Raw genomic sequence first — 16,782 nt, 5'->3', positions numbered from 1 at the left:
ATGAATAGTTTGTTTCTATCTCGACTGCATAGCCCAGAACGCCCAGTTATTGTATTTGACGGCGCAATGGGGACGAATTTACAATCGCAAAACCTGACGGCTGAGGATTTTGGCGGTTCTCAGTACGAAGGCTGTAACGAATATCTCGTTCACACCAACCCAGAAGCAGTGGCAAAAGTTCATCGCGACTTCTTCGCTGCTGGTGCGGACGTAGTGGAAACCGATACCTTTGGCGGGACATCCATCGTTTTAGCAGAGTATGACTTAGCGGATAAAGCCTATTATTTAAATAAAACCGCAGCAGAACTTGCCAAGCGGGTAGCCGCAGAATTTTCTACTCCAGAAAAACCGCGCTTTGTGGCGGGTTCGATGGGTCCTGGAACTAAACTGCCAACTTTGGGACACATCGATTTCGACACGATGAAAACGGCTTACGTCGAACAAGCAGAAGCCTTGTATGATGGTGGTGTCGATCTATTCATTGTCGAGACGTGTCAAGACGTACTGCAAATTAAAGCAGCCTTGAATGCGATCGAAGAAGTGTTTGCTAAAAAAGGCGAACGTCGTCCTTTAATGGTTTCCGTAACGATGGAATCGATGGGGACGATGCTAGTCGGAACGGAAATTAATGCCGCGCTAACAATTCTGGAACCCTATAAAATTGACATTCTCGGTCTGAACTGCGCCACGGGACCAGACTTGATGAAGCCGCACATTAAATATTTGTCGGAACACTCACCTTTTATCGTTTCCTGTATTCCTAACGCGGGTTTACCGGAAAACGTCGGCGGACAAGCACATTATCGCCTTACACCGACAGAACTGCGGATGCATTTGATGCATTTTGTGGAAGATTTGGGTGTCCAAGTAATCGGGGGTTGCTGTGGGACACGTCCAGCACACATTCAACAACTGGCTGAAATTGCTAAAGAATTAAAACCAGGGGTGAGAAATCCGCAACTAGAACCCGCAGCAGCATCAATTTATAGCACTCAACCCTACGAACAGGATAACTCTTTCCTGATTGTTGGGGAACGCTTAAACGCCAGTGGTTCTAAAAAGTGCCGCGATTTACTCAATGCTGAAGATTGGGACGGATTGGTATCGATGGCAAGGGCGCAGGTTAAAGAAGGCGCGCACGTCCTCGATGTTAACGTGGATTACGTGGGACGAGATGGCGAACGGGATATGCACGAATTAGTGTCCCGTTTGGTGAATAACGTTACTCTACCTTTGATGCTGGACTCCACGGAATGGCAAAAGATGGAGGCGGGTTTAAAGGTAGCTGGAGGTAAGTGCATCCTCAACTCTACCAACTACGAAGACGGGGAAGAAAGATTCCTCAAAGTTTTGGAGTTGGCGAAAAAGTATGGTGCTGGTGTCGTCATTGGTACGATTGACGAAGATGGAATGGCACGGACGGCAGATAAAAAGTTTGAAATTGCCCAGCGTGCCTACAGACAAGCAGTAGAATACGGCATTCCTGCCCGCGAAATCTTTTTCGATACTCTCTGTTTGCCAATTTCGACGGGGATTGAAGAAGATAGAAAAAATGGTAAGGCGACAATTGAAGCGGTGCGTCGCATTCGCCAGGAACTACCAGGCTGTCATATTATGCTGGGTGTTTCCAACGTTTCCTTTGGTTTGAACCCAGCAGCGCGGATCGTACTCAATTCCATGTTTCTACACGAAGCAATGCAGGTAGGAATGGATGGGGCGATCGTCAGTGCAAGTAAAATCTTACCATTAGCGAAGATTGAGGAGAAACATCAAGAAGTTTGCCGTCAGCTGATTTACGACGATCGCAAGTTTGAAGGTGATGTTTGCGTTTACGATCCTTTAACTGAGTTGACGACGCTATTTGAAGGGGTGACAACAAAACGCGATAAAGGTGTAGATGAAAATCTTCCGATTGAAGAACGCCTCAAACGCCACATCATCGACGGCGAACGGATTGGTTTAGAACAAGCTTTAGCCCAAGCCATGAAGCAATATCCACCTTTGGATATTATCAATGTCTATCTACTTGATGGCATGAAAGTTGTCGGCGAACTGTTTGGTTCGGGACAAATGCAACTCCCCTTCGTGTTACAGTCGGCGGAGACGATGAAAGCAGCCGTAGCTTATCTCGAACCCCACATGGAAAAGTCGGAAGGTGGTAACAGCGCCAAAGGAACCTTTATCATTGCCACTGTGAAGGGTGATGTCCACGACATCGGTAAGAATTTGGTAGATATCATCCTGTCAAACAACGGCTACAAGGTGATTAACCTGGGAATCAAGCAGCCTGTAGAAAATATCATCAATGCCTACGAACAGCACAAAGCTGATTGTATTGCCATGAGTGGCTTGTTGGTAAAATCCACCGCTTTCATGAAAGAGAATTTGGCGACATTCAACGAAAAAGGAATTACCGTTCCGGTAATTTTAGGTGGTGCGGCACTCACACCTAAGTTTGTTTATGAAGATTGCCAAAATACTTACAAAGGCAAAGTCGTTTACGGCAAAGATGCGTTTTCCGACTTGCACTTCATGGATAAATTAATGCCAGCGAAGGCTACAAGTCAATGGGATGACTTGCAAGGCTTTTTGGGTGAATTAGCCGACACAGAAGTCAATGGGAACGGACACAAAGAACCTACTGTAGATTCATCTGTACGGGCGCACAGCAGTGCGCCCCTACCGACAGAAATTGACACCAAGAGATCCGAAGCGGTAGCAGTAGATGTAGAACGTCCTACACCGCCTTTCTGGGGAACAAAGCTATTGCAACCACAAGATATTCCTTGGGATGAGATTTTCTGGCATTTAGATTTACAGGCTTTAATTGCCGGACAATGGCAATTCCGCAAGCCGAAGGAACAATCTAAGGAAGAATATCAAGCTTTCTTAAATGAGAAAGTCTATCCAATTCTAGAAGATTGGAAGCAAAAGATTGTTGCCGAAAATCTCTTGCACCCACAAGTGATTTATGGGTATTTCCCCTGTCAGTCAGAAGGAAATACATTGTATGTCTACAATCCAGAAAACCACGCCGCACAAGTAACATCGTTTGAATTTCCCAGACAAAAATCCTTACGCCGTCTGTGTATTGCTGATTTCTTCGCGCCAAAGGAGTCGGGAATTATCGATGTTTTCCCCATGCAGGCGGTGACGGTAGGACACATTGCTACAGAATACGCTCAAAAGCTATTTGCAGCCAATCAGTATACAGACTACCTCTACTTCCACGGGTTAGCCGTGCAATTAGCAGAAGCTTTAGCAGAGTGGACGCACGCCAGAATCAGGCGCGAATTGGGGTTTGGGACTGAAGAACCAGATAACATTCGGGATATGCTGGCGCAACGCTATCGCGGTTCGCGCTACAGCTTTGGTTATCCCGCCTGTCCGAATATTCAGGATCAGTACAAGCAACTGGATTTGTTAGAGACGAAGAGGATCGATTTGTATATGGATGAAAGCGAACAGCTTTATCCCGAACAATCTACCACTGCCATTGTGACCTATCACCCAGTCGCAAAATACTTTAGCGCTTAAATTTGAGGGAACGGGGAACTGTTGCCTGTTTCCCGTCCCCTATTTCCTCCCAGAGGACAGCCGTTGTATCTTGAGTTATACCCACTAGATCGATACGTTTAAGCATTAAGCCAAGGCAATGTTAATACATTGCTGCTGTTGTTAAACCAGACTGAAAAATTTTCATCGCTATTGAGAACTTCTATGGCTGTTGTAATTGTCGCGTAGGTCATATCAATTGCCTTCCAGTAATACCTTTCATTCCGATCCTTACGTCTATTAACACGTTAGGTTTTAGTGTTATGACAGTTTAGAGGTTGTCTGAGAAGTAGTTTTTCAGGTACTTCAGTTCGTTCGGTATTCGTTCATTACTGCTAATGCTTGTAACAAAGAATTCTGCCTATTGGTTGAGGAAAAGTACGCCAGCGTACATAAACATGGAATTCAGACAAAAGGTCTTTCATGTCGCTCCTACCAGCCGTTCCTACTGCAACGCTAGTTGGTAGGAATTTTCTTAGGTGCGTACATTACTGGTTGATAGTGGAATCGTTGCAGGATTACGCGGATAGCCCTGACACAATGCTATTGCTCTAATTACCTAAAACATCGGAACGCTTGAAAGCCCAGTCTCTTCAGAGCTGGGATGAAAAGCGAAGCTTAGTTTTAACTAACCATCTCTCTTGTTTATATCTTAATATTTGGAATCATCACTTTGTTGTATATTAATTAACTAGAAGGTGATGCTAATTGTACGGATGTCAACAAGTTTTACTGCACCCAGATAGCGAGTTAGAAGCAATTCTGGAATTCATTTGCAAAACCGCAAATTCTTTGACTAACTGCGGTATATATTTTGCTCGACAGATGTACTTCAAAGCTAAAACAATTGTTGGCAAGTTCGACTTGGAATCAGAATACAAAACCAATAAACATTTCAAGGCGTTGCACTCACAAGCAGCCCAACAAGTGTTAAGATCTGTCTCCGAATCATTCGAGTCATTTAAGAAGTTGAAATCTGCGTTTAATCGAGGAGAAATTGCGGATAAGCCTAGACCAGCGAAATATCGCAAATCGGGAGGTTTCGCGCTTGTCTCTTATCCCAAGCAGGCATTAAAGCTAATCAATAACCAAATACGTATTCCGCTTGGAAAATAAGTTAAGTGTTGGTTTGGTCTTGACTGCTTCTTTGTTCCGATGCCGTCAAATCTAATGAGAGATGGCGGGGGAAACATTCCTCCCGCCACTCTCTCAAGTTTGCAGACATTAAGGAACTACGGATACTGCCAAGAAATCGGTGTTTCTACGTCGAGTTTGTCTACAAAACTAATGTTATCGAAGTGGATGTAGACCCGAACAATGCATTAGGTATTGACCCAGGAATCTCGAATTGGCTGACTTGTACTTCCAGTGTTGGTACTAGCTTTATTGTTGACGGTAGGCACATCAAATCACTCAATCGCTGGTACAACAAGCAAGTTTCCACGCTCAAAGAAAACAAGCCACAAGGCTTTTGGTCTAATCGGTTGGCGGCTATCACTGAAAAGCGCAATCGACAGATGAGAGATACGATAAACAAGGCAGCAAGATTAGTCGTCAACCACTGCATTGAACATCGTATCGGTACGATAGTATTTGGCTGGAACCAAGGACAACGGCAAGAGATAAAATTGGGTAAAAACAATCAATCTTTTGTGCAAATTCCAACCGCAAGACTCAAAGAAAGAATTAGCCAATTCTGCCAACAGTACGGCATAAGGTTTGTTGAAATAGAGGAAGCGAATACCTCTGCCGCGTCATTTTTGGATAACGATACTCTCCCCAAACATGGTGAAAAACCCACAAACTGGAGAGCGTCAGGAAAGCGAGTTAAGCGCGGATTGTACCGAACAGCTAATAATTGGTACGTTAATTGCGATGCTCAAGCGGCAGCAAATATTATTCGTAAAGTAAGCAGAACGCTTGGTTTAGACCTAAGCCGACTGTGTAGGGGCGCTTTGACTCGTCCCCAGAGAATTCGTCTCTGGTCAGCTAAATTGAAACGCGAAGTGGCGCGTCTTTAGACCGCCATGAAGCAGCAGTTTAGAATCCCCTCGGCTTCAGCCAGGGGAGAAGTCAACCATCCCGAACCAGTGTATTTTGCCCCGATGGAACGATGGATCGAGAATGGCGATTTGGACTTCGTGCAAGTCCGTTACTCGATCGCTCAACGTGCAGCCGAAGAGAGAATTCTACCAGCAGCAGCAAAGCAATGCGAGGAGAACTACCCGATCGAGCAATGCGCGATCGCATGGTAAAGCACATGGAGAGCATTCCTGGTTTTGACAAACTAACCCAAACATCTTGGTATCCAGGTAAGCAGTTTGCTGGATTGGTACGCCTACCAAATCCCCGTCCCATTGGATGAGACAGTTATAGGGATGGTAATTGGTAGTTGGTAGTTGGTAATTGACAGTCAACAGGAGCGCGATCGCGCTCCTAGTGGCAACAGCTAAAATTTAAAATTGTGTAGTTTGCCTTTTTAATATTATGAGCGATCGCATTGAAGAAGTCCGTGAATTTTGGAATTCAGTTGCTGATGATTGGGACATACAAGTAGGAGATGACGGAGATAGCAACCGTCGTTTGAACTCCGATCCGGTTTTATGGAATTTTGTCGGAGATGTTCGAGAGCTTCGGATTCTGGATGCTGGATGCGGAACAGGCTATCTTAGTAGGAAATTGGCAAGTCAAGGAGCTATAGTAACGGCGATCGATCTATCCGAGAGGATGATTGAAATAGCTCGCGAAAAAGCTAATCAAAACGGTCAAAATATCAACTTTCATGTAGATAACTGCGAGACGATGGACAGTCTTGAAGATAATTTTTTTAACGCGATCGTTTCCAACTACGTTCTCATGGATGTGCCAGATCTTGAAAACACGATGAGAGCCTTCAATCGAGTATTAAAAGTCAATGGCATCGCAGTTGTGGTATTTTCCCATCCATGTTTTCCTCAAAGTAGAGCAATTGTTATTGAAGATGGAGAATCGCTTTATCGTTGGAGCTTTGCTTATTTCGAGCCGCAAAAATGCGTCGATCCACCCTGGAAGCATTTTACGTCAGAATTTATTTGGTTTCACAGACCGCTTTCCGATTACTGGAAAGCATTCAGGAATGCAGGATTTGAAATAACTGACTTTGAAGAGCCAAGAATCACCGAGCAGCAATTTCATTTAGCTGAAACTGAAAAAGAGATAAAAAATGCTCAAAACCGCCCATATTCAGTAGCATTCAAATTACAGAAAATCTAACCGCGATCGCGCCCGAATTGACGATCGAAATGTCGGCGATCGCAATTTTTCCTATCATTTCATATGAAATCTATCTGTAAATTTTTTCGGCTGGGTATGGCTATTGCCCTTCTCCCACTCGCGGCTAGCTGTTTTCCTCTTTCTAGTAGCAACAGCTCAATACCTTTTACTTTGGCATCGCCCGATCGCTCTACCAGTTCATCAGAAAATTCTGCAACCCTCAATACTGCTCAGGCAACCGAGCAAGATATTTGGACGCAAATGCGACAAGGAACGGGCTATGCAGTATTGTTACGCCATGCTCAAACAGTTCCCGGAACTGGCGACCCACCAGGGTTTCGACTGGATGATTGCTCGACTCAGCGCAATTTATCCGCCGCAGGTAGAGACCAAGCGGTACGGATTGGCAGAGTATTTCGCGATCGCAACATTCCTATTACTCAAGTCCTTTCCAGCCAGTATTGCCGCTGTCTGGAAACTGCCAAGTTACTCGACTTGGGTGCTGTCCAACCTTCTCCAATGCTCAATTCCATCTTTGAAGACCGTACCACTGCAACTCAACAAACGCAGCAGGTTCGCCAACAGATACTCAACCATCGAAACACCCCAGGAGTCATAATAATGGTGTCGCATTTCGCCAATATCAGCGAACTCAGTAGTATAGGTTTGCAGTCGGGTGGAGCCGTTGTCATGCGAGCCAATCAGCAAGGCGAACTAAAAGTTGTCGGACAAATTCAGCGCGATGGTAATGGGTAATTGGTAACTGGTCACTGGTAACTGGTCACTGGTAACTGGTCACTGGTCACTGCTCCCTGTTAAAGTCTGATACTGTGCCTCATCAATTTTGCCTGCTTCATATAAAGTTTGGGTAATTTCAGAAATTTTTAGCACGGCATGGGCGCGATAGCCATTATCTTTGAGCCTATCTCTTACCCCTTCTTCATGGTCGATAAATACAACAATATCTTCTACATTTAAACCCGCCGATTTTAACTTTCCCGCTCCTTCTATTGCACTTTTACCGCTAATCAGAATGTCATCAACGACTACAACTGTCTCCCCTGGCTGAAAATGTCCTTCAATAACTCTCCTCGTTCCGTGGGCTTTAACTTCCTTGCGGGGAAAAATCATCGGGTAATTCATTCGCAATGCCAAGCCTGTAGCAGTGGGTAAGGAACCGTAGGGAATTCCAGCAATGCGATCGAAGTTTAGATTTTGTAGGATTTCTGCATAAGCGTTGAGAACTTGCTCGAAAACTTGGGGATTAGAAATAATCGTGCGTAGATCGATATAGTAAGGAAATTCTGCCCCCGATGCCTGTACGTAGTTACCAAAGATAATGCAGCCAAGATCGTAGAGTTGCAAAATTAATTGGGTGTGGGGGTGTTGTTGCAACAAACAAACATTGGGAAACCACACGTCACACTGAGAAGCACTTTTAACAGCTGCGGTTCTAGCTTGCTCTACTTCTTGTCGCAAAGCTTGAATCTGAGTCGCTGGATTCTTTTGACTCAAAAAATCTTGAGGTACGGGAACGAGTAATCCGCTACCGTTGGAATTTAAACCTGCGGCTAATAATTGAGGTAGATTACTTGCTTGCGCCCAAATACTCCGAGCCATAATCGTTCTTTCGGGAGTAATTGCCCGAATTTTGGCTAGCACGTCAGGGGAAGTGGTTCCAACTTCTAAACAGACTTGTTCGGGAGTCCCCCAGATTTTCGCTTCTTTCACTATTTGTAAGTAAAAGGGAGATTCAGGCGAAGGATATTGCTGTAATGCGATCGCCCCAGGATTAGAAGTACAGCACAATATAAATATTCCCTTGCCGGGATAAACCAAAAATGGCGCGACGCAATCTTGCCCAGGATAAGGACTGAGGGTGACAGCATCGACTCGCCAGCGCTCGAATACTGTTTGGGCAAAAATTGTACTAGTGTTGAGGTCGCTGTGTTTGGCATCCAAAATGATTGGTATGTTTTCAGGTATAGCTTTGAGCGTCCGTTCTAGCAACTCTATGCCTGGGACACCTAAAGCCTGATAAAAGCCTAAAGTCGGCTTATAAGCGCAAATTAAATCTGTCGTTTGAGCGATGACAAATTGCAACCAGTCCCCTAAATCATCGATAATACTCTTCTCAGACCGATTTGAATTTTGGCTTGGCATCATTTCAGGATTTGGATCGAGTCCGAGAAACAGCAAACTCTGATTGCGGGCGATCGCAGCGTTTAATTTATCGAAAAATGTCATAGACAGTTATCAGTTATCAGTAAAGAGTGGTGCGTGGTGCGTGAAACGCTTGTGACTTGTGACTTGTACTTGCTCCGCTCCCTTGTCTCCCTTGTCTCCCTTGTCTTCCTTGTCTCTCAATGTCTCTCATGTCAGTTTTCAAAAAATGGCGATCGCGGTTGAGGCAATTTTCGCTGAAAAATAGATTATTTGCCCCTTTGTATCTTAGTTGTTTGCTACTGATTCTATTCCTTATCGTACAAGGTTCTCTGAATCTACTATTAGAAAATCTCCATCAGCAAGCCTTTGGTTGGGTGACTCATTCTTTACTGGTAGAACAGAAAACGGAACAGATGTTGAGTCATGCTTTAGATCAACAGACTTCGATTCGAGGCTATTTAATTACTAAAGATAAAGAATTACTTGATAATTACGATCGCGCTAATAATGCTTTTCATAGTAGTTTTAAATCTTTAGAAAAATTGACAAAAGGAGATCAAAGCCAACTAGAGCAGCTCCAAGTCATTGAATCAATTCATACAATTTGGCAGGATAGTTTTGTGCAAAGTGTCATAGCTGGTACTGCGAGTAAGACTTATCTACCTGGAAAGATTTTATTCGATCCCATGCGCGATGTTGTCAAAACTATGTTGCAGCATGAAGAAAAAATCCTGTCTCAGCGCCAGCAGCAATTGCAGCAAATTAACCAGATCAAGACTGCGCTGGAAGTCTTCAACGTCTTCATAGCTAGTGTTGGAGTTAGCTGGAATTTATGGTTGTTACGCAAGCGGGTAGAAATTCCCCTACGCCATTTAACTCAAGTCAGCCAAGCTTGGCGGGCTGGTAAGCTGGAAATTCGGCTCGGTTATACTACATCAGATGAGATCGGACGGTTGGCTAGCGTACTCGATGAGATGGCAGCAGAAATTCGTCAGCGTCAAGAATACAGTCAAATGCGTAACCAACAGCTAGAAGATTTAATCTCTGCACTGTCTCATGACTTGCGCACGCCTTTACTCGCCACTCGCAATACATTGCGCCCGATGTTGAATGGGGCTTTTGGTTCTGTTGACGAGACTTGGAGAGAAATTCTAGAAGAGTATCGCCAATCGAACGAGCAATTGCTGAAGTTGGTAGATAATTTGCTGGATGTATCTCGTTATGAAGCTGGTGGCGGACAGCACTTAAACTGGGAACCCTTAGATTGGGCAAAGATTTGCTCTCAGGCTGTGGAGCTGATTTGTCAAATTCACGCTCGCCAGCTTACTCCCACTATTTACATCGCTGCCTCACTCCCTACAGTCTACGGCGACCAGTTAGAAATTCAACGAGTGGTGCAAAACTTATTAGATAATGCCGCACGGGTTAGCCCACCAGATCAAGAGATTACAATCAAAGTCAGTTTGTTAGGAGGCGATCGCATCAAAGTCTCGGTTCGCGATCGAGGTCCGGGAGTCCCACCCCACGAAAAGGACAAACTCTTCCACCGCTTCATTCAAGGGAGAGGTAGGCGGGGTGGTGCAGGATTGGGTTTATATCTCTGCCGTCAGATCGTCGTTGCTCACAGAGGTACGATCGAAGTGGATAGTCAGCTAGGTGAAGGCAGTACCTTTTGGTTTACCCTGCCAGTTTCTTTGACATTTGATGGGGAAGCGGGAGTCGGTACGGGCGGGTTTCCAAACCCGCCCGTACAGAAGTCGGGAGTCGGGGGAGTATGAAACTAGTAATGAGCAGGTCTCAGGTAGAGGGTGTGGTACGAATTTTATTAGTCGAAGATCATGCTTTGATGCGTCGAGGGATGAAAGGACAGTTTGCCCTCGAACCCGATTTTTGTGTCGTGGGAGAAGCTGCTGATGGCAGGGTGGCAGTTCAATTAGCTGCCGAATTAGAACCAGATGTCGTATTAATGGATATCGATCTGCCCGTGATGGATGGGATCGCGGCAACTCAACAAATCAAAAGCGATCGCCCCACGACGCGAATACTCGCCTTAAGTGCTTTTGATAATGATACTCAAGTAATGGGCATGTTAGCCGCAGGGGCTGATGGCTATTGTCTCAAAACAATTGAATGGGAACAACTGCTAGCTGTAATCCAGTTAATTCAAACTGGTGGCGCTTATCTCGACCCGCAAATAGCCCGCAAAGTGGCACGGATGCTCAAGCCTAATCCGGTAATTCCCGTCAAAGAACAGTATTCCACCATCTCACCTATTCCAGTTCTCAGCAGCCGCGAACGAGAAGTTCTCAAACTAATTGCTGAAGGATGCTCGAACCAAGAGATTGCCCAACAACTATTTCTTTCCCTGGGAACGGTCAAGTCTTACGTGCGGATGATTCTCAATAAACTGAGCGTTGACGATCGCGTTCAGGCAGCAGCTTTAGCCGTGCGCGAAGGACTAATTTAAATGACGTGAATTAAATTACACGCATGACATTTTCAATTGAAATCTTGTAGTGTTTGCCGCAACATCTTTGCTAACTCTGCCGGATTAGACGCAATCGGCAGCTTGAAATTTGCCTCCAGTTCAGACCACAAAATAAAAGGCTTGTCTGTCTGAAGATAGAGTTGTTCTGGGGCGGGCAGACATATTATGAGGATGTCTGGATCGAACAGAGTTATCTCCTCACCAGTAGGAACCCCATAGTAAGGTAAGACTTCTACCATTTGTTCGAGACAGTAGCGGCTCACACGTTGTACTGTTGCAACAAGTCTACCGAGAATCATGACCCGGCAAGGCTGCTTGTTATCGCACAATTGATGCAGAAATTCAGTCACGAACAAGTATTTTTTTATTTAATAGAAAGTTTGTTAACTTAATCACCCTAAACTGGATAACTTTATTTACGCCTCCATCAAGTGGATATCCAGGTGGATATTTTTTTTTAGTGAAGAATGCAGCCTACAAGTATCCACTGGGTAGTTTTTCCCAAACTGTATCTAGCAATACTGTATTAATGCTTAACAGAATTAGGGGTTTCGGACAGTAGCTGTGGATACAACAGAACAGGTTTATCAACTCATCAAGCAATGGTGTTTTGCAGGCGATCGGTTTCAGGCGGGTGCTACTTTACGCCAGATTGCCGTCATTACTGAATGTTTGCCAGAAGTACCCGAACAGTTAACAGACAAGCAGCTTAAATACATTGTGCGATGGATACAGGAAAATCACCCAAATGCTTACTTGTGGGCAATGGGTCAACGCTGTGTCGGTCATCCAGCCGCAGTCTGGGGTATGGGCTTACCAAATTTAGATTCAGTGATGCCGAGAATTGCTAGTAGTTTCTGAGCGAAAATCATGTCTGTAAATGCACTACTTTCACCAGTTGAATATTCTTTAGACGTTATCAAACACGAAGTCTTACATCTAGTACAGAAAGGAATTATTAGCCGTAGGCAACCAATGTACGTCCTCTGTGAATACATCCCAGCTAGAGATTGGACGGCTTTTGAGCGAGAATTGGAAAAACACGAGTACAACTTGCGCGATCGCATTGCCGATCTGCTCGATTGCGAACGCTGGGAAAATGATTAAACGAATGGCAAAGGACTAGGGTAGGACTAGGAAGGCGATCGCAGGGTAAAGAGAGAAAATTACTCTCGATCTATATTCCCTAGTTCCGAACGCCGAGCGGAAGATTTTATCTATTTACATTAGATTATTTATATACAGCGATTTCCACTCTAATGCATTACATCTGTAGGGGCGCACAGCTGTGCGCCCCTACAGATCTGTGTAGTTCATCTGCTTGAAAACTGCTATATATCTATTCTCAGCTAGATAAGGCAAACAGATTTGTAGAGGCGTACGTATGTGCGCCTTGCTATATATTGCCAACAATTATTAAGTAGAAAAGTCAGGCTCATGCACTCTAGCTTAGGGAAGAATAAAACAAGCTTAGGTAGTGAAAAACTTCTTTCTTGAGATACTGTGTGCTGATGTTTTAGATAGCTAGATTATATATATGAAATCACAATAGGCTGCATTAGCAATCGATCCTGCTAAAACGCTTGCAATACAAAGATAATTTGCTATTTTTGAATTAGGAAAGCAAATAAGTTTTCTCTATTAATTCAACACAATTTCGAGGGAGAAAAGTTAGCGATCGCGCTTTCTAATTCTGCGTGTCAATTTTCCAGAAGTTAATCGCCGCTAGGCAATGTCTTTGTATTTTTAACGCCATACATTAAGAAGAGCGTGAGGAAGGTAGCTTACATATGATTCAGGTTGTCAGTTTAATTTCCCTTGTAGTAGAAGCAAGCATTTCACACAAGTCCCGTCCATCGATCGCATTTACATTATCTCCAATGAAGTCTTTGAAACAAAGGATAGATACTTTTGAGATTGCTCACCCCCAAGTTGCAAAATTAATTGCGAAAACTATTCCAGCGCAATGTCCTTTTGAGCGAGATATTATTCTATTCGGTCATAAAGTAGGACACATTCCTCCTCTATGCAAACTCAACCCCCTATACGAGCAATTGGTCGGTTTGAGATTTCGTGCTTTATGTTACCTTGCCGACTGCTGCGGTGAAGACATTCAAGCATACTGTTAAAGAAGTCAGCAGTCAGCAGTCAGAATTAACTGACAACTGATAACTGACAATTGTTCATCGCGTTTGCTGACTGAGTAACTTCATCGCAATTTCTAAGCTCGATTTCATCCGATTGAAAGAAGCTGCAAGGATACCAATTTCATCATTAGAATTTTGCTCGAAATCTGCACTCATTTCTCCCGTGCTAACTCGCTCTGCGGTTCTAGACATTTTCCTAATTGGCTGAATTACAGAGCGTTTTAAGAAGAAGTTCAGCCACAATACGACGATCGCAAAGATTCCAAATAATATTCCCATAACTAGAGATAAAGAGCGTCTAGAACTCTCAAAAATCTCGCTCGAAGGTACAGAAATAACTTGTGCTGCTACAATTTCATTGAGTTTCCAACCAAAACCCCATTCCGAGCCATAGGTAGCAATTTGGCTTTTAGGTGCTGCTTCTGGGGTAGAGTGACACCGCAAACAGCTTTCTTTTGTTATCGCTAATGGTCGAGCAATGTAAAAGACTTCTCCGCCTGGTAAATTGCGAAAACCAGAAATTTCTTTAGTGTTTGATTCGTTGCGGAAACGCTCGACAATTTTAGCTTCAAAAGCATCGGCTTTATCACGTAAGTTGGTAGGATTAAGCGTGGCTTCTTTATAAAAGAAGTTTCGATACTCTTCGTTTTTACGCAAGTTTTCAAAGACTTCCGTAGCGGAGTAAGCTGGCACTGTTTCAGGAATAAAGACTGGTTCGGTTTCGAGTTTAGGTGCGAGTAATGGGTTGACACGCTCGTTGGTATATGTCCTAACCGCATTCATCGCTTTGATCAGAATTGCTGCTTGAGAACTAACTTCCCTTTCGGCTCTCTGTTCGAGTACCTTGGAGAGTGCCGCACCACTGATGATAATCCCACCGATGAAAACTACGACCAACATTAAGCTAAATTTGGCAGTAAGCTTAAGATTTTTTAACATTTTGGCTTGTAAGTAGAGATTTATTTTACGATGGTAAAAGAAGTGTATATAATGCTACTTAAAATTATAAATTGTTTTCATCTTTTCCCCTAAGTGGAGATCGCACCTCATCGATCCAGCAATACTATTCAACTACAGCTGGGTGAAAATGAATTCCAGATATTCGCGTCGTCTCTTTTTACTTCAATTATTTTTCTTAGCAGCTTGCGGTTCGCGATCGCTACAAGGTGAGGGAGAAGAGTTAATTATTGGTACAGTTAGCTACTCTGAAGGTCAACAGACGCTCAGTCAGTACGATCGCTTGATCAATTACTTAGGCGAGAAGACTGGTTCGTTGGTGAGGCTAGAGCCTGCCTTTAATGAGAATAAAGCCATAGAACGAATTCGCAATCGCTCTTGGTCGTTGGTGTTTGCTCCTCCAGGCTTAGCTGCGATCGCCATCACCCAGCAACAGTACCGTCCCCTGTTTACCTTGGAAGGAGTTCAAAACTTACGCTCGATTTTGGTTGTTCAAGAAAACAGCCCCATTCGATCTCTGAAAGACTTAGCAAATAAAACAGTAGCCTTGGGTCAACCTGGTTCGGCAACGGGATTTTATTTACCTATTTATAATCTGTATGGCTTAACTTTAGCAGAAATTTTATTAGCGCCTACGCCAAAAACTATATTGAGTTTGGTAGCGGAAGGTAAAGCCGATGCGGGAGCGCTTTCTCAAAGAGAATTTAATTTTTATAAAACGCAGTTTCCGCAAATTCCTTTTCGCGTTTTATACACCGATCCCCACAGCGTACCACTAGGATCTGTTTTAATTTCGCCAACTATCGAACGCAATCGCCAAGAATTTATTCGTCAAATTTTAAGCGAAGCTGCTTCCGTTTTAGCTCAAGAAACAGGTTACGTTCCTACAGGTTCGATTCCAGATTATCGCTACATGATTTCTGTAGTCGAGCGTGTCAAAAGCATTTTTCCCTACGAACTACAACCAGGAAGCGCGCAATTGAAACCCGCACGGTTGTTTAAAGGGTAAGTGGTTGTTGGGAAGTGGGTGGCAAGTAGTGAGTAGTGGGGAGTTGGTATTAATTGGCGGAAGTGTATATGCGATCGCGATCGCTTGGACGCGGCTGTACTTAGGAGTTCATTATCAAGCGCGATATTTTAGCAGGATGGATGGTTTCAGTCGCTTGGGCAATTGGAGTTAGCTTTCTCGTCAGACTCAAGCGGACTGCGGCGATCGCTCCTCGCGCCGAACAGCCAAAAAATGAAACCACCTTACTACCCGAAGAAAGCGAGGAAAAGTCGTAAGTCACAAGTCATTCTCCCTGCTCTCTGTTAATCTCTAACCTTTGAGACAGGAAAGGCGAGCGCCAAGATTGTTACGTTTTGGTTGTGATAGTTAGCACTTGCTCACAGAAATTGTCATATTTTGATAGATTTTTCTATCGAAAGTTTTGATATATTAGTCTATCGAAACCTCTAGTTAAGAGGAAAAAAGAGTTTATGGCTTTTGAACTGCAATCTCTACCCTACGCAAACGACGCTTTAGAACCTTACATAGACACGCAAACTATGCAGATTCACCACGATCTGCATCATGGAACTTACGTAAACAATTTAAATACAGCACTGCAATCGCAACCAGATTTACAGAGCAAAAGTATTGACGAATTGATTCGCGACCTGAATTCATTACCCGAAGCAGTTCGTACTCCTGTCCGCAATAACGGTGGCGGACATTTCAATCACTCGATCTTTTGGACATTGATGGCTCCTAATGCTGGCGGAGAACCCACAGGTGCGATCGCCCAAGTCATCAGTGATAATTTTGGCGATTTTGAAAACTTCAAAACTCAGTTTAACGATGCCGGTACAAAGCGCTTTGGTAGCGGCTTTGTGTGGCTAGTCCGCTCGGCTGGTGGCAAGTATGAGATTGTCAGTACGCCCAACCAAGATAATCCTTGGACGGACGGACACTTCCCAATCATGTGCAACGATGTTTGGGAACACGCATACTACCTTAAATATCAAAACCGTCGGGCTGAGTACCTCAAGCAGTGGTGGAATACAGTCAACTGGAGTGAGGTCAACAACCGTCTATCGACAGCGCCATAATGTAGCTAGTTAGGTAGAAAAGATCCCCCTAGCCCCCCTTAACAAGGGGGAATCAATTCCTTATAAAAAAGTGAGGAATGAACGTCCTTCTAGAAGAGAGGAAACAAATGCCCCCTTTTTAAGGGG

At 44.1% G+C, this 16,782-nt stretch carries 17 protein-coding genes and 1 pseudogene; 15 read left to right on the top strand and 3 right to left on the bottom strand.

Annotated features, from left to right (window positions below; all coding sequences use genetic code 11):
* From metH to M5J74_RS11660, 6 genes and pseudogenes are all read left to right on the top strand, one after another.
* Positions 1-3,537 (top strand): methionine synthase, encoded by a 3,537-nt coding sequence (metH, locus tag M5J74_RS11685; protein WP_250016729.1) that lies wholly within the window; start codon positions 1-3, stop codon positions 3,535-3,537.
* Between the two features lie 726 nt (positions 3,538-4,263).
* Positions 4,264-5,576: pseudogene (locus M5J74_RS33400) on the top strand (RNA-guided endonuclease InsQ/TnpB family protein).
* Between the two features lie 6 nt (positions 5,577-5,582).
* Positions 5,583-5,810, top strand: a complete 228-nt coding sequence (locus tag M5J74_RS11675) for a hypothetical protein (RefSeq protein ID WP_250016728.1) — start codon at positions 5,583-5,585, stop codon at positions 5,808-5,810.
* A complete protein-coding gene (locus tag M5J74_RS11670) occupies positions 5,765-5,920 on the top strand; it encodes a hypothetical protein (protein ID WP_199755550.1) in 156 nt (51 codons plus the stop codon). The genes M5J74_RS11675 and M5J74_RS11670 overlap by 46 nt, the downstream gene beginning before the upstream one ends.
* 122 nt (positions 5,921-6,042) lie before the next feature.
* Positions 6,043-6,807: a class I SAM-dependent methyltransferase gene (locus tag M5J74_RS11665; RefSeq protein ID WP_106165946.1), complete on the top strand. Its 765-nt coding sequence runs from the start codon at positions 6,043-6,045 to the stop codon at positions 6,805-6,807.
* Positions 6,808-6,903: 96 nt separating this feature from the next.
* Entirely contained in the window at positions 6,904-7,563 is a 660-nt protein-coding gene (locus M5J74_RS11660; RefSeq protein WP_015154268.1) for a histidine phosphatase family protein, read from the top strand.
* A 39-nt stretch (positions 7,564-7,602) separates the two neighbouring features.
* Here M5J74_RS11660 and M5J74_RS11655 read toward each other — a convergent pair whose 3' ends face one another.
* A complete protein-coding gene (locus M5J74_RS11655) occupies positions 7,603-9,054 on the bottom strand; it encodes a bifunctional orotidine-5'-phosphate decarboxylase/orotate phosphoribosyltransferase (protein ID WP_106217098.1) in 1,452 nt (483 codons plus the stop codon).
* Positions 9,055-9,182: 128 nt separating this feature from the next.
* On the opposite strand from M5J74_RS11655, the gene M5J74_RS11650 reads away from it, so the two are divergent.
* Together M5J74_RS11650 and M5J74_RS11645 are read left to right on the top strand one after the other, a co-directional pair.
* A complete protein-coding gene (locus M5J74_RS11650; protein ID WP_250016727.1) occupies positions 9,183-10,751 on the top strand; it encodes an ATP-binding protein in 1,569 nt (522 codons plus the stop codon).
* 8 nt (positions 10,752-10,759) lie between these two features.
* Entirely contained in the window at positions 10,760-11,440 is a 681-nt protein-coding gene (locus M5J74_RS11645) for a response regulator transcription factor (RefSeq protein ID WP_041463027.1), read from the top strand.
* 32 nt (positions 11,441-11,472) lie between these two features.
* Here M5J74_RS11645 and M5J74_RS11640 read toward each other — a convergent pair whose 3' ends face one another.
* A complete protein-coding gene (locus M5J74_RS11640; protein WP_106165942.1) occupies positions 11,473-11,811 on the bottom strand; it encodes a hypothetical protein in 339 nt (112 codons plus the stop codon).
* Between the two features lie 214 nt (positions 11,812-12,025).
* Here M5J74_RS11640 and M5J74_RS11635 point away from each other — a divergent pair, with 214 nt between their 5' ends.
* The 3 genes from M5J74_RS11635 to M5J74_RS11625 all read left to right on the top strand — a co-directional run bounded on the left by M5J74_RS11635 (position 12,026) and on the right by M5J74_RS11625 (position 13,590).
* Positions 12,026-12,322 (top strand): hypothetical protein, encoded by a 297-nt coding sequence (locus tag M5J74_RS11635; protein ID WP_015154263.1) that lies wholly within the window; start codon positions 12,026-12,028, stop codon positions 12,320-12,322.
* 9 nt (positions 12,323-12,331) lie between these two features.
* Positions 12,332-12,568 (top strand): DUF4327 family protein, encoded by a 237-nt coding sequence (locus M5J74_RS11630; protein ID WP_015154262.1) that lies wholly within the window; start codon positions 12,332-12,334, stop codon positions 12,566-12,568.
* A 773-nt stretch (positions 12,569-13,341) separates the two neighbouring features.
* On the top strand, positions 13,342-13,590 hold the full coding sequence (locus M5J74_RS11625; RefSeq protein WP_199197493.1) for a Mo-dependent nitrogenase C-terminal domain-containing protein: 249 nt from the start codon (positions 13,342-13,344) through the stop codon (positions 13,588-13,590).
* Positions 13,591-13,644: 54 nt separating this feature from the next.
* Here the strand turns inward: M5J74_RS11625 and M5J74_RS11620 are convergent, their stop codons facing one another.
* A complete protein-coding gene (locus M5J74_RS11620) occupies positions 13,645-14,547 on the bottom strand; it encodes a DUF3365 domain-containing protein (RefSeq protein ID WP_015154260.1) in 903 nt (300 codons plus the stop codon).
* Between the two features lie 148 nt (positions 14,548-14,695).
* Between M5J74_RS11620 and M5J74_RS11615 the strand changes: the two genes are divergently transcribed.
* From M5J74_RS11615 to M5J74_RS11605, 4 genes are all read left to right on the top strand, one after another.
* The gene (locus M5J74_RS11615; protein ID WP_015154259.1) at positions 14,696-15,574 is read left to right on the top strand and encodes a phosphate/phosphite/phosphonate ABC transporter substrate-binding protein; all 879 of its coding nucleotides are present in this window, start codon (positions 14,696-14,698) and stop codon (positions 15,572-15,574) included.
* 28 nt (positions 15,575-15,602) lie between these two features.
* On the top strand, positions 15,603-15,746 hold the full coding sequence (locus M5J74_RS11610) for a hypothetical protein (protein ID WP_199197490.1): 144 nt from the start codon (positions 15,603-15,605) through the stop codon (positions 15,744-15,746).
* Positions 15,715-15,849 (top strand): hypothetical protein, encoded by a 135-nt coding sequence (locus M5J74_RS32645; protein ID WP_256498776.1) that lies wholly within the window; start codon positions 15,715-15,717, stop codon positions 15,847-15,849. The genes M5J74_RS11610 and M5J74_RS32645 overlap by 32 nt, the downstream gene beginning before the upstream one ends.
* Positions 15,850-16,044: 195 nt before the next feature.
* Complete coding sequence (locus M5J74_RS11605; RefSeq protein WP_015154258.1) at positions 16,045-16,656, top strand: superoxide dismutase; 612 nt, start codon at positions 16,045-16,047, stop codon at positions 16,654-16,656.
* Positions 16,657-16,782 lie beyond the last annotated feature (126 nt).

Origin of the sequence: Chroococcidiopsis sp. CCNUC1 (genome assembly GCF_023546805.1) — a bacterium.
GTDB classification, from domain to species: Bacteria; Cyanobacteriota; Cyanobacteriia; order Cyanobacteriales; family Chroococcidiopsidaceae; genus Chroococcidiopsis; species Chroococcidiopsis thermalis.
Note: the sequence above shows the minus strand (reverse complement) of the source record. Positions and strands in the feature narration are given on the sequence as shown.

What these genes read in the sequence shown, in the direction of transcription:
- metH (WP_250016729.1), top strand. Translation starts at nt 1, where the DNA reads ATGAATAGTTTGTTTCTATCTCGACTGCATAGCCCAGAACGCCCAGTT.
- M5J74_RS11675 (WP_250016728.1), top strand. Translation starts at nt 5,583, where the DNA reads ATGAAGCAGCAGTTTAGAATCCCCTCGGCTTCAGCCAGGGGAGAAGTC.
- M5J74_RS11670 (WP_199755550.1), top strand. Translation starts at nt 5,765, where the DNA reads ATGCGAGGAGAACTACCCGATCGAGCAATGCGCGATCGCATGGTAAAG.
- M5J74_RS11665 (WP_106165946.1), top strand. Translation starts at nt 6,043, where the DNA reads ATGAGCGATCGCATTGAAGAAGTCCGTGAATTTTGGAATTCAGTTGCT.
- M5J74_RS11660 (WP_015154268.1), top strand. Translation starts at nt 6,904, where the DNA reads ATGGCTATTGCCCTTCTCCCACTCGCGGCTAGCTGTTTTCCTCTTTCT.
- M5J74_RS11655 (WP_106217098.1), bottom strand. Translation starts at nt 9,054, where the DNA reads ATGACATTTTTCGATAAATTAAACGCTGCGATCGCCCGCAATCAGAGT.
- M5J74_RS11650 (WP_250016727.1), top strand. Translation starts at nt 9,183, where the DNA reads ATGTCAGTTTTCAAAAAATGGCGATCGCGGTTGAGGCAATTTTCGCTG.
- M5J74_RS11645 (WP_041463027.1), top strand. Translation starts at nt 10,760, where the DNA reads ATGAGCAGGTCTCAGGTAGAGGGTGTGGTACGAATTTTATTAGTCGAA.
- M5J74_RS11630 (WP_015154262.1), top strand. Translation starts at nt 12,332, where the DNA reads ATGTCTGTAAATGCACTACTTTCACCAGTTGAATATTCTTTAGACGTT.
- M5J74_RS11625 (WP_199197493.1), top strand. Translation starts at nt 13,342, where the DNA reads ATGAAGTCTTTGAAACAAAGGATAGATACTTTTGAGATTGCTCACCCC.
- M5J74_RS11620 (WP_015154260.1), bottom strand. Translation starts at nt 14,547, where the DNA reads ATGTTAAAAAATCTTAAGCTTACTGCCAAATTTAGCTTAATGTTGGTC.
- M5J74_RS11615 (WP_015154259.1), top strand. Translation starts at nt 14,696, where the DNA reads ATGAATTCCAGATATTCGCGTCGTCTCTTTTTACTTCAATTATTTTTC.
- M5J74_RS32645 (WP_256498776.1), top strand. Translation starts at nt 15,715, where the DNA reads ATGGTTTCAGTCGCTTGGGCAATTGGAGTTAGCTTTCTCGTCAGACTC.
- M5J74_RS11605 (WP_015154258.1), top strand. Translation starts at nt 16,045, where the DNA reads ATGGCTTTTGAACTGCAATCTCTACCCTACGCAAACGACGCTTTAGAA.